Here is an 11,833-nt window from a genome sequence, read left to right as displayed (position 1 = left end):
TCGAACTTCGACTTCGTCACGGCGTCGTTCACATTGATCGCCGGGAAGAGCAGGGCGCCGTCGCGGTGCATCTCGTACAGGCGGTGCACACCCGTCGTGGTCTCCTCGGTCACACCCCGGATGCCGGCGGCGATCGACGACCAGTCCAGGGTGGTGGTCTCCAGGAGGGCGCGTACGACCGCCAGCTCCTCGTTCGAGGCCTCCGGCAGGACTCCCGTCTTCTGGTACTCCACACCCTTGTGGACGAGCAGCGTCGCGTCGCCGCCGTCGTCCAGGATCATGTTCGGGCCGCCCTGCGGGCCCGGCCAGGTCAGCGCCTGCTCCGTGCACCACCAGTACTCCTCCAGAGTCTCGCCCTTCCAGGCGAAGACCGGGATGCCGGCGGCCGCGATGGCCGCGGCGGCGTGGTCCTGGGTCGAGTAGATGTTGCAGGAGACCCAGCGGACCTCGGCACCGAGCGCGACAAGGGTCTCGATGAGGACCGCCGTCTGCACCGTCATGTGCAGGGAGCCGGTGATACGGGCGCCCGCCAGGGGCTGGGCGGCCGCGTACTCGCGGCGGATCGCCATCAGACCCGGCATCTCGTGCTCGGCGAGGGTGATCTCCTTGCGGCCGAACGCGGCCAGGGACAGGTCGGCGACCTTGAAGTCCGTGAACTCAGACATGAACAAAGCTCCTTGACGCTTGGATCGTTCGGTGGATTTCGAGAGCCGCCGTGGACTTGTTGAGCGTGATGTAGTGCAGGCCCGGCGCACCCTCGTCGAGCAGCCGCAAGCCCATCGCCGTCGCGTGCTCCACGCCGATCCGGTACGCGGCGGCCGGGTCGTCCTTCGCCGCCTCCAGGCGGTGCGCCAGGTCCTCCGGGAAGGCGGCGTTCGACAGCTCGGCGAAGCGGCGGATCTGCCGTACGTCGGTGGCGGGCATGATCTCCGGGATGATCGGGGTCTCGCAGCCGGCCGCCGCCACCCGGTCACGGAACCGCAGATAGTCCTCCGGGTCGAAGAACATCTGCGTGATGGCGTAGTCCGCGCCCGCCCGGCACTTGGCGACGAAGTGCCGGATGTCGCTCGCGGCGTCCGGCGAGCGCGGATGCCCCTCGGGGAAGGCCGCCACACCGATCCGGAACTCCCCCAACGCCCGTACGAGCTCAACGAGTTCGTACGCGTGGGTGAAGCCGTCCGGGTGCGGCGTCCACTCCCCGCGCGGGTCGCCCGGAGGGTCGCCGCGCAGGACGAGGACGTCCCGGACGCCGGCGTCCGCGTAGGCGCCGATGATGGCGCGCAGCTCGGCCACCGAGTGCCCGACGGCGGTGAGGTGGGCGACGGGCCGCAGGGTGGTCTCGGCGGCGATGCGCTGGGTGACGTCGATGGTGCGGTCGCGGGAGGAGCCCCCGGCTCCGTACGTCACGGAGACGAAGGTCGGCGCGAGGGCCTCCACGCGCCTGATCGCCTCCCACAGCGTCCGCTCGCCCCTGTCGGTCTTCGGCGGGAAGAACTCGAACGAGAAGGTGGGGGAATCGGGGGTCGTCACAGGCGTCGCCCTCCCGCGTTGAAGTACGTCGCCTCGGGGTGGTGCACGACGATGGCGTCGGTGGACTGTTCGGGGTGCAGCTGGAACTCCTCGGAGAGGTGGACGCCGATCCGTTCGGGCTGAAGCAGCTCGGCGATCTTGGCGCGGTCCTCCAGGTCGGGGCAGGCGGGATAGCCGAGGGAGTAGCGGCAGCCCTGGTACTCGGTGCGCAGCATGCCGCCCAGACCGGCGGGGTCCGCACCGCCGATGCCCCAGTCGGCGCGCACCTTCGCATGCCAGTACTCGGCCAGCGCCTCCGCCAACTGCACGGACAGGCCGTGCAGTTCGAGATAGTCGCGGTAGGCGTCGGCGGCGAAGAGGCGGGCCGTCTCCTCCCCGATCCGCGATCCGACCGTGACGACCTGGAAGGCGACCGCGTCCACCTCGCCCGAGTCCTCGGCGCGGTGGAAGTCGGCGAGGCAGAGGCGCCGGCCGCGCTCCTGGCGGGGGAAGGTGAAGCGGGTGCGCTCGCTGCCGTCCTCGTCCAGGACGATCAGGTCGTCGCCCTTGGAGACGCAGGGGAACCAGCCGTGGACGACGGCCGCCTCGACCAGGTCCTCGCGCTCGATCCGGTCGATCAGCGCGCGCAGCCGCGGCCGGCCCTCCGTCTCGACGGTCGTGGCGTCCTTCAGTCCCCACTGGCCCTTGAAGAGGGCGGTCTCGTCGAGCCAGGGGGCGTACTCGGCGAGCGGAATCCCGGTGGTGACCTTCGTCCCGAGGAAGGGGGGCTCGGGTACGGGGTTGTCGGCGGCGACGTCGGAACGGCCGGCCGGCTCGGGCTCGCGCACCTCCGTCACGAGCGGCTGCCGGGCCACGCGCCGCTGCTTGAGCGGCGGCAGTACGGCTCCGGGGACGCCCCGCTTGACGCCCATGAGGGCGTCCATGAGCCGCAGGCCCTCGAAGGCGTCACGGGCATAGCGGACCTCGCCGTCATACAGCTCGTGCAGGTCCTGCTCGACATACGCCCTGGTCAGCGCCGCACCGCCCAGGATCACCGGGAAGCGCTCGGCCAACCCTCGGCCGTTGAGCTCCTCCAGGTTCTCCTTCATGATCACGGTCGACTTCACCAACAGCCCCGACATCCCGATCACATCGGCGCGGTGCTCCTCGGCCGCCTCCAGGATCGCCGACACCGGCTGCTTGATCCCGATGTTGACCACGTTGTAGCCGTTGTTCGACAGGATGATGTCGACGAGGTTCTTCCCGATGTCGTGGACGTCGCCGCGGACGGTGGCGAGCACGATGGTGCCCTTGCCCTCCGCATCGGACTTCTCCATGTGCGGCTCCAGATAGGCCACTGCCGTCTTCATCACCTCGGCCGACTGCAGCACGAACGGCAACTGCATCTGCCCCGAACCGAACAGCTCACCGACCGTCTTCATGCCGTCAAGCAGCACCTCGTTGACGATCTCCAACGCCGGCCGCTCGACGAGGGCCGCGTCCAGATCGGCCTCCAGGCCGTTCTTCTCGCCGTCGACGATCCGCCGCTTCAGCCGCTCCTCCAGCGGAAGCGCGAGCAGCTCCTCCGCCTTGCCGGCCTTCAGGGACTTCGCCGTCGCGCCCTCGAACAGCTCAAGCAACCTCTGCAGCGGGTCATAGCCCTCCCGCCGCCGGTCGTAGATCAGGTCCAGCGCGACCTCGACCTGCTCCGGCTCCAGGCGTGCGATCGGCAGGATCTTCGACGCGTGCACGATCGCCGAGTCCAGGCCCGCCTTCACGCACTCGTCCAGGAAGACGGAGTTCAGGACGATCCGCGCGGCCGGGTTCAGACCGAAGGAGATATTGGAGAGCCCCAGCGTCGTCTGCACCTCCGGGTGCCGGCGCTTCAGCTCGCGGATCGCCTCGATCGTGGCGATGCCGTCGCCCCGCGACTCCTCCTGGCCCGTGCAGATCGTGAAGGTGAGGGTGTCGATCAGGATGTCGGACTCCCTGATCCCCCAGTTCCCCGTCAGGTCCTCGATGAGCCGCTCGGCGATCGCGACCTTGTCCTCGACCGTCCGCGCCTGCCCCTTCTCGTCGATCGTCAGGGCCATCAGCGCCGCGCCGTGCTCCCGCGCCAACGCCGTGACCTGCGCGAACCGCGACTCGGGCCCGTCACCGTCCTCGTAGTTGACCGAGTTGAGCACGGCCCGGCCGCCCAGCTTCTCCAGACCGGCCCGCAGCACCCCCACCTCGGTGGAGTCGAGCACGATCGGCAGCGTCGAGGCCGTCGCGAAGCGCCCTGCCAGCTCCGCCATGTCGGCGGCGCCGTCCCGGCCCACGTAGTCCACGCACAGGTCGAGCATGTGCGCACCCTCGCGGATCTGGTCCCGGGCCATCTCCACGCAGTCGTCCCAGCGGCCCTCCAGCATGGCCTCGCGGAACTTCTTCGAGCCGTTCGCGTTCGTCCGCTCACCGATCGCCAGGTACGAGGTGTCCTGGCGGAACGGCACATGGCTGTAGAGCGACGAGGCCCCCGGTTCGACGACCGGCGTGCGGTCCGCCACGGCCGCGCCCCGCACCCGCTCCACGATCGCCCGCAGGTGCTCGGGCGTCGTACCGCAGCAGCCGCCCACCAGGGCCGGGCCGTAGTCCCGTACGAACGCCTCCTGGGCATCGGCCAGTTCGACCGGCGACAGCGGATAGTGGGCGCCGTCCGAGGTGAGGACCGGCAGGCCGGCGTTCGGCATCACCGACACCGGGATACGGGCGTGCCGGGACAGGTGGCGCAGGTGCTCGGCCATCTCCGCCGGACCCGTCGCGCAGTTCAGCCCGATCATGTCGATGCCCAGCGGCTCAAGCGCCGTCAGCGCCGCACCGATCTCCGACCCGAGCAGCATCGTGCCCGTCGTCTCCACCGTCACCTGCACGATCAGCGGCAGGTCCAGGCCGGCGGCGTCGAGCGCCCGCCGGGCGCCGATGACGGCCGCCTTCGTCTGCAGCAGATCCTGCGAGGTCTCGACGAGCAGGGCGTCCGCGCCGCCCGCGAGCAGCCCCTCGGCGTTCTGCCGGTACGCGTCGCGCAGCGGCTCGTACGTGACGTGGCCGAGGGTCGGCAGTTTCGTGCCCGGGCCCATCGAGCCGAGCACCCAGCGCGGGCGCCCGTCGGCCGCCGTGTGCCGGTCGGCGGCCTCGCGGGCGATCCGCGCGCCCGCCTCCGACAGCTCGTACACGCGCTGCTCGATGCCGTACTCGGCGAGCGCCGCCAGGTTCGCGCCGAAGGTGTTGGTCTCGACGCAGTCCACGCCGACCTCGAAGTAGGCCTCGTGGACGGAGGCGACGACATCGGGCCGGGTGAGGTTCAGGATCTCGTTGCAGCCCTCCAGGTTCTGGAAGTCGTCCATCGACGGATCGGCGGCCTGGAGCATGGTGCCCATCGCCCCGTCGGCGACGACGACCCGCCTCGCGAACTCCTCACGAAGGGACGGCCTCGGGGACGGCCTCGCGGACGGACTCATGCCAGCCCCCTCAGATGGGTGACGAGCGTCGCCGTGCAGCCGACGCCGTACGTCGTGCGAATCCGGTCCAGGAGGGTGTCCCGGTGCAGCCGGTACTCCTGCGTCCCCACGTAGTCGAGGACGGTCGCGGCGAGCGCGCAGCCCAGCTGGGCCGCGCACCGCTCGGGCACGCCCCACAGCGTTCCGGCGAGGAAGCCGGCCCGGAAGGCGTCGCCGACACCCGTCGGGTCGACCACGCCCGCGACCGCGGGCACCGCCGGCACGGCGAGCGGGGCCCGGCCCTCGCCCCGGACGCGTACACCTGCCTCGCCGTGGGTGGTGACCCACGTCCCGACCCGGGCGAAGACCTCCGCCTCGCTCCAGCCGGTCTTCTCCAACAGCAGCGCCGTCTCGTACTCGTTGGTGAACAGGAAGCGGGCCCCGTCCACCAGTTCCCGCACCTGGCCGCCGTCGAGCCGCGCAAGCTGCTGCGACGGGTCGGCGGCGAAGGGCACCCCGAGCTCGCGACACGTACGGGCGTGCCGCAGCATCGCCTCGGGGTCGTCCGGGGAGACGAGCACCAGGTCGAGGCGCCCCGTGCGGGCGAGGACGTCCCGCAGGTCGATCTCGCGGGCCTCGGCCATCGCCCCGGCGTAGAAGGTGGCGATCTGGTTCTGCGCCCGGTCGGTGGTACAGACGAAGCGGGCGGTGTGGAGCGACTCGCTGACGCGCACCGAGTCGGTGTCCACACCGTGGTCCTTCAGCCAGAGCCGGTATGGCTCGAAGTCGGCGCCGACCGCGCCCACGAGGACCGGGCGCAGGCCGAGCACGCCGAGTCCGAAGGCGATGTTCGCTGCCACTCCGCCGCGCCTGACCTCCAGGTTGTCGGCGAGGAACGACAGGGAGACCTTGTCGAGCCGGTCGGCGATCAGCTGCTCGCTGAACCAGCCGGGGAAGGTCATCAGATGGTCGGTCGCGATGGATCCGGTGACAGCGATACGCATCTCTTCGCGGCTCCCCTCAGATCCCCGCTGCGCGCTTCAGCGCGTCCACCCGGTCGGTGCGCTCCCAGGTGAACTCCGGCAGCTCGCGGCCGAAGTGCCCGTACGCCGCCGTGGCCGCGTAGATGGGGCGCTTCAGGTCGAGGTCGCGGATGATCGCGGCCGGGCGGAGGTCGAAGACCTCGCTGACGGCCTCCTGGATCCGCTCGTCGGGCAGCGTGCCCGTCCCGAAGGTCTCGACGAAGAGGCCGACCGGCTCGGCCTTGCCGATGGCGTACGCGACCTGCACCTCGCAGCGCTTCGCGAGCCCGGCCGCGACGACGTTCTTCGCGACCCAGCGCATGGCGTAAGCGGCGCTGCGGTCGACCTTCGACGGGTCCTTGCCGGAGAACGCGCCGCCGCCGTGCCGCGCCATGCCGCCGTACGTGTCGATGATGATCTTCCGGCCGGTGAGGCCGGCGTCGCCCATCGGGCCGCCGATCTCGAAGCGCCCGGTCGGGTTGACCAGCAGCCGGTAGCCGTCGGACTCCAGGCTCACGCCCTCCTCGGCCAGCTGCTTCAGGACGTGCTCGACGACGTGCTCGCGCACGTCAGGGGCGAGCAGGCCCTCGACGGATATGTCGGCGGCGTGCTGGGAGGACACGACCACCGTGTCGAGGCGGACCGGCCGGTCGCCGTCGTACTCGATGGTGACCTGCGTCTTGCCGTCGGGACGGAGGTACGGCACGGTGCCGTCCTTGCGCACCTCGGTCAGGCGGCGCGACAGGCGGTGCGCGAGCGCGATCGGCAGCGGCATGAGCTCGGCGGTGTCGTCACATGCGTAGCCGAACATCAGGCCCTGGTCGCCGGCGCCCTGGGCGGCGAGCTCGTCGCCCTCGCCCTCGACCCGGGACTCGTATGCCGTGTCGACGCCCTGCGCGATGTCCGGCGACTGCGCGCCGATGGAGACCGAGACACCGCACGAGGCGCCGTCGAAGCCCTTCGCGGAGGAGTCGTAACCGATGTCGAGGACCGCGTCGCGCACCAGCTGGGCCATCGGCGCGTACGCGCTGGTGGTGACCTCGCCGGCGATGTGCACCTGGCCGGTGGTGATCAGGGTCTCGACGGCGACCCGGGAGTGGGGATCCTGGGCGAGGAGCGCGTCCAGGATCGTGTCGCTGATCCGGTCCGCGATCTTGTCGGGGTGGCCCTCGGTGACGGACTCCGAGGTGAAGAGGCGGCGGCTCATGCCTCCACCGCCGTCTTGAAGAAGTGCTGCTCGATGGCGGCGAGGGTCCGGATGGAGTCGACCTCCAGGGTCTCCATCTGGATGCTGGTGCCGCTCTCCTGCTCCAGCAGGAAGACGAACTCGACGAAGGACAGCGAGTCGATGAGCCGGTTCTCGATCAGGTCGAGGTCGGGGGCGATGTCCTCGCGCTCCGGGTGCCGCTCGAGGATCCAGCTCTTCACCGTCTGCAGGCCGTCGGCCATGATGCTTCTCCTTTTAGCTGCTGGTTACGTAAGGGGTGGTGGCGGAGGGAGGGGTGGGGGCGATGATCGGCGCGGCGACCGCGACCGCGTAGTCCACGTCGTGGCTGATGGACACGGTGATCTCGGAGATGCCGGACTCCCGGGCCATGCCGGCCGCGGGTCCGCGCAGCTCCACCAGCGGCCAGCCGCCTTCGGAGCGGCGTACGACGATGTCCGTCCAGGGCAGGAACCTGCCCCTGACCCGTAACGTCTTGAAGGCCGCTTCCTTGGCCGCGATCCGGCCGCACAGGCTCAGGATGTCGAGCCCGCCGGCCGTGCGGCAGTCGTCGAGTTCGCCGGGGGTGAGCATCCGCTCGAAGAACTTCTCCCCGTACTGCGTGAGGAGTCTGCGGACGCGGTTGACGGACACGATGTCCATGCCGAGGTTCGCCCAGCCCAGGCCGCCCGCCGGCGGGGCCACGGGACGGGCCGGCACGTCAGATCACCGGCCCGGCCGCGAGACTCGCATCGGTGCGCATGCGTGCGTTCGCGTCGAGGACCGCTTCCGTCGCGGCCGCCCAGCTGCCGTGCCGGCGGGTCAGCGCCGACAGCCAGCGTTCCAGGCCGAAGGCGACGCAGCTGGTGAAGGCGGGCCCGCCGGAGGACTCCAGGGTGATGTCGCAGCGGTCGCCGAAGAAGTTCCGGTGCGTGTTGACCGAGGCGATCGCCAGGTCCTCGTACAGGAACTCGTGCTTCACCGGCGTGAGCCGCTGCAGCAGTGCCTTGGAGCCGCCCTTGTCGAAGAACGGGTCGCAGGCGGCCTCCTTGCGCAGCGGCAGGTCGAGCGCCGCGGCGAACTCCTGAATCCGGGTGGTGAAGTCCGCCAGGTGCTGCTCGGCGTGCTCGCGCCCGCCGATGGCCACGATCTCCCGCATGCGGAAGCCGAGTTGGCGCCGCATCCCCTCGTAGTGGGTCTCCTTGCGGAAGCACCAGGAGCAGATCGTGACGAGGGTGTCGTCCGCGACCTGGGTGCCCTGGTGGGTCAGATAGACGGCGTAGCAGGACGCCGAGGGCAGTCCGAGCGCGGCCGGTTCGAGCGCGGCGGTCGGAAAGCAGCCGGTGTCGGTGTGGAAGGGCTCGGTCGCGCGGCGCTCCAGGTCGAGCGGGGCGGCGACGACGGCCTGGTGGGGGAAGTTGTCGTAGTAGTCGAGCCGGGCCAGGTCGGCGGCCGGCAGCAGCGGGGGCATGGTCATCGGGCGGGCGCCCGCGGCCACTCCCCAGCCCTCGAAGGTGTCGTCGAGGAGGCGCAGCAGTCGCGTCCCCTCGGGGCCGAGCACGGGAAGTCCCCGTGTCGCGCCCTTGGTCTCCCCGACGCTCTGCTGCGTCCCGGGGGTCGTCACGGTCATGATCTCTTCACCTCTCGGGGCGGGTCCCGGTGTTCAGAGGACCGGCAGGGTGTCGTCGGAGAAGATCCCGATCTTCTGGAAGAAGGAGAGCGGCTTGCGGATGGCCTTGCGCTCGTGGGCGCGGCGGCGCTCGTCGGCGATCAGCGAGTTGCGCAGGCCGAGCGGGTCGGCGATGCCGGCGTCGCGGTACACGTGGGGGTTGTAGAGGGAGTTGATGCTGTAGACGACGTACCGCTTGAGGTACGCCTCGACCTCGCGCACCCGGTCGGCGCTGACCGCCTGGCACATGCGGGTGTAGAGGAGGGAGACGAGCTCGCGGCCGAAGGCGATGTGGCGGGACTCGTCCTGGTGGTGGATGCGGTTGACCTCGCGGATGGTGTGGCAGAGCGAAGTGTCCTTTGCCATCCGGGAGTTGAAGTGGTCGACCAGCTCCTCGAAGAACAGGATGCGGGTGAAGACCAGGAAGTTCTCGATCTCGGGTTCCCAGGCGGAGTCGGCACTCATGGCGGCGGAACCGTAGATCTTGTTGCCGTAGCGCCGGCAGAACTCGGAGAAGAACCACATGTGTTCGTTCTCCTCGCCGATGAAGTGGTGGAAGAAGTCCGAGGGGACCTCGAAGCCGGGCATGTGGATGCGGCCGACGACCTCGATGAGGAGCTCGCGGATGCCGTGCACATTGAGGCTGTAGAAGTTGACAGACTCCCACTTCGACAGGCGCTGAATGGTTTCCTCACCGAGCGTGTCGTAGTGCTCGGTGCCGTAGACGCTGAGCAGTTCCGGCGTCATCCACAGCGTGTTCTCCTCCAGCGTCTCGGGCCACTGGAAGGTCTGGTACGGGTTGTAGTAGTCCTCGACGGAACGCTCGCTGAGGCGGGCGAGGACTTCCATGAACCGGTCGGTGACGGGCAGGGCGGCGGTGGCCATCGTGCGATCCCTTCGAAGTGGGGTTACGGCCGGACTTCGTAGACCGCGTTGACCGGGGTCTCGGTGGCGCGGCGCCAGCGGGTGAAGCCGGCCTCCTCGGCGATGGCGCGGAAGGCCTTCTCGCCGGAGTGGTTGCCGAGCGCGTGCGGGCCGCGCTGGGCGACCGCGACGGGCAGGCACATCACGGCGGACAGGGCCATGAACATGCGGGCGGCGGGGGTCTGGGTGTCGATGTCGGCGGGCGAGACGTTCGACTCGACGAGCATCCACGTCCCGTCGGCGTCCAGCGACTTGTGCACGTGCTGGGCGGCGGCGACCGGGTCGCCCATGTCGTGCAGGGCGTTGAAGAAGCAGACGAGGTCGTAGCCGGAGCCCGGGTAGTCGTCGGCGGAGGCGACGTCGAAGACGACCCGGTCGGACAGGCCGGCCTCCTCGGCGAGCTGCCGCGCGATGGAGATGGCCTCCTCGGAGTAGTCGAAGCCGTGGACGGTGGCGTTCGGGAAGGCCTTCGCGATGAGCAGGGTGGTGTGGCCGACGCCGCAGCCGACGTCGGCGACGGTGCCGCCGGCGCCGAGCTTGTCGGTGACCTCGTGCAGGGCGGGCAGCCAGTCCGGGACGAGCTTGTGCTCGTACGTCGGCTGGAAGAAGGAGCCCATGCCGGTGTCGAGCGCCGCGTCGTGCTCGGCCCAGCCGACGCCGTCGCCGGTCTTGTACGCCTCGACGAGCAGGTCCTCGGTGGCGTACAGCGCCTTCAGCGCGGTGAAGAAGCCGGCGGCGTACGTGACGGCGGTCGGGTCGGCGAGCACCTCGACGTGGTCGGCGGGCAGGGTGTACGTGAGCGAGCTCGGGTGCCGCTCCACGTACCCGGCGGAGAGCTGGGCGTGCAGCCACTCCTCGATGTAGCGCGGATCGGTGCCGGTGCGCTCGGCGAGCTGCTCGGCGGTGAGGGGGCCGTCGGCGGCAAGGGCCTTGTAGAGGCCGAGGCGCTCGCCGAGGGCGACGGTCAGTCCGCGCACGGCCGCGCCGGCGTCGGTGATGACCTTCTGGTGGAAGTCGTGGGCGCTCATGCCGCCGCCTCCTGCGGGCTCGAAGGGAGGTCACACGTGCTGTGCTTGCCCGGGGGACAACCCCCGGACCCCCGGTAGGCGGTCATGCGGCCACCTCCGAGTCGGTGCTGGTCTGTCCGGGAAGGTCACACGTGAAGAGGAAGGAGCGGGGGACGCGCGGGACGGAGCGGGCCGGCACCGGGTAGGGCCAGCGGCCGAAGTCGGCGCCGGGCTCGCCCGGCTGCTTGACCTCGCGCACCGCCCAGCCGCAGGCGTCGAGCAGCGCCTCGGGCTCCTCGGTGCCGAAGAGCCACGGGTTGCCGTCCTCCTCCAGGGCCTTCATGAAGGAGCGGGCGAGCGGGTTCTCCAGGGCGGCCTTGGAGATGACGTCGCCGAGCAGCACGGAGCCGGGGGCGGCGTGCGCGGCGAGCAGCGAGATGAGGGTGCGGACGGCCTGCTCGGGCAGGAAGAACAGCAGGCCCTCGACGACCCAGAGGACGGGCTCCTCGCTCTTCCAGCCGGCCTCCTTCAGCGGTCCGGTCCAGTCCTGGGTGAGGTCGACCGGGACGGTGATCCGGGTGCGGCCGGCCGGCGCGGGCTCCTGGGCCAGCATCTCGGCCTTGGCCTCCAGGAGCGCCGGGCGGTCGAGCTCGTAGACGGTGACGCCGTCGGGCCAGGGCAGCCGGAAGAAGCGGGTGTCCATGCCGGCGGCGAGGAAGACGACCTGCTTGATGCCGCGCTCCTCGACCGTCCTGACGATCTGGCGGTCCAGGTAGGTGGTGCGGATGGCGAGGAACGGCACGGTGCCGCCGCCGGCGTAGCGCTCGAGCAGTTCGAAGCCGATCTGGTCGGCGACGGTGCGCGCGTAGGGATCGGCGAACAGCCGGTCCTCGCGCTCGGTCTCCAGGGCGCGCGCGGCGGCGGTCCACTGGGCGGTGCGGGATACGGCCTCCACGGGAGGTCTCCCTTCACTGGTGGATTCAGGGTGGTTTCGCGAGTGGGTTCGCGAGTGGTTTCGCGAG

At 70.4% G+C, this 11,833-nt stretch carries 11 protein-coding genes; all 11 read right to left on the bottom strand.

Annotation, left to right across the window (positions count from 1 at the left end; translation table 11 throughout):
* Positions 1-665: adenosylhomocysteinase (locus tag KV205_RS34630; protein WP_265868960.1), on the bottom strand; the 665-nt coding region annotated here is incomplete at its 3' end.
* Entirely contained in the window at positions 658-1,530 is an 873-nt protein-coding gene (metF, locus tag KV205_RS34625) for a methylenetetrahydrofolate reductase [NAD(P)H] (RefSeq protein WP_265868959.1), read from the bottom strand. The genes KV205_RS34630 and metF, both read right to left, overlap by 8 nt.
* Positions 1,527-5,006: a methionine synthase gene (gene metH / locus KV205_RS34620; RefSeq protein WP_265868958.1), complete on the bottom strand. Its 3,480-nt coding sequence runs from the start codon at positions 5,004-5,006 to the stop codon at positions 1,527-1,529. Before metH ends, metF begins: the two co-directional genes overlap by 4 nt.
* Positions 5,003-5,989, bottom strand: coding sequence for a carbohydrate kinase family protein (locus tag KV205_RS34615; RefSeq protein ID WP_265868957.1), 987 nt, complete (start codon positions 5,987-5,989; stop codon positions 5,003-5,005). The genes metH and KV205_RS34615 overlap by 4 nt, the downstream gene beginning before the upstream one ends.
* A 16-nt stretch (positions 5,990-6,005) precedes the next feature.
* The gene (gene metK, locus KV205_RS34610) at positions 6,006-7,214 is read right to left on the bottom strand and encodes a methionine adenosyltransferase (protein ID WP_265868955.1); all 1,209 of its coding nucleotides are present in this window, start codon (positions 7,212-7,214) and stop codon (positions 6,006-6,008) included.
* On the bottom strand, positions 7,211-7,456 hold the full coding sequence (locus KV205_RS34605) for an acyl carrier protein (RefSeq protein WP_265868954.1): 246 nt from the start codon (positions 7,454-7,456) through the stop codon (positions 7,211-7,213). The genes metK and KV205_RS34605 overlap by 4 nt, the downstream gene beginning before the upstream one ends.
* A 13-nt stretch (positions 7,457-7,469) precedes the next feature.
* Complete coding sequence (gene acpS, locus KV205_RS34600; protein WP_265868953.1) at positions 7,470-7,931, bottom strand: holo-ACP synthase; 462 nt, start codon at positions 7,929-7,931, stop codon at positions 7,470-7,472.
* A gap of 1 nt (position 7,932) precedes the next feature.
* A complete protein-coding gene (locus KV205_RS34595; RefSeq protein ID WP_265868952.1) occupies positions 7,933-8,841 on the bottom strand; it encodes a hypothetical protein in 909 nt (302 codons plus the stop codon).
* Positions 8,842-8,874: 33 nt separating this feature from the next.
* Complete coding sequence (locus KV205_RS34590) at positions 8,875-9,765, bottom strand: diiron oxygenase (RefSeq protein WP_265868951.1); 891 nt, start codon at positions 9,763-9,765, stop codon at positions 8,875-8,877.
* A gap of 23 nt (positions 9,766-9,788) precedes the next feature.
* Complete coding sequence (locus KV205_RS34585; RefSeq protein WP_265868950.1) at positions 9,789-10,832, bottom strand: class I SAM-dependent methyltransferase; 1,044 nt, start codon at positions 10,830-10,832, stop codon at positions 9,789-9,791.
* Positions 10,833-10,914: 82 nt separating this feature from the next.
* Positions 10,915-11,766, bottom strand: a complete 852-nt coding sequence (locus KV205_RS34580) for an SAM-dependent methyltransferase (protein WP_265868949.1) — start codon at positions 11,764-11,766, stop codon at positions 10,915-10,917.
* Positions 11,767-11,833 lie beyond the last annotated feature (67 nt).

It is taken from the genome of Streptomyces sp. SKN60 (assembly GCF_026236535.1).
Lineage (GTDB): Bacteria > Actinomycetota > Actinomycetes > Streptomycetales > Streptomycetaceae > Streptomyces.
Note: the sequence above shows the minus strand (reverse complement) of the source record. Positions and strands in the feature narration are given on the sequence as shown.

What these genes read in the sequence shown, in the direction of transcription:
- metH (WP_265868958.1), bottom strand. Translation starts at nt 5,006, where the DNA reads ATGAGTCCGTCCGCGAGGCCGTCCCCGAGGCCGTCCCTTCGTGAGGAG.
- KV205_RS34615 (WP_265868957.1), bottom strand. Translation starts at nt 5,989, where the DNA reads ATGCGTATCGCTGTCACCGGATCCATCGCGACCGACCATCTGATGACC.
- metK (WP_265868955.1), bottom strand. Translation starts at nt 7,214, where the DNA reads ATGAGCCGCCGCCTCTTCACCTCGGAGTCCGTCACCGAGGGCCACCCC.
- KV205_RS34605 (WP_265868954.1), bottom strand. Translation starts at nt 7,456, where the DNA reads ATGGCCGACGGCCTGCAGACGGTGAAGAGCTGGATCCTCGAGCGGCAC.
- KV205_RS34595 (WP_265868952.1), bottom strand. Translation starts at nt 8,841, where the DNA reads ATGACCGTGACGACCCCCGGGACGCAGCAGAGCGTCGGGGAGACCAAG.
- KV205_RS34590 (WP_265868951.1), bottom strand. Translation starts at nt 9,765, where the DNA reads ATGGCCACCGCCGCCCTGCCCGTCACCGACCGGTTCATGGAAGTCCTC.
- KV205_RS34585 (WP_265868950.1), bottom strand. Translation starts at nt 10,832, where the DNA reads ATGAGCGCCCACGACTTCCACCAGAAGGTCATCACCGACGCCGGCGCG.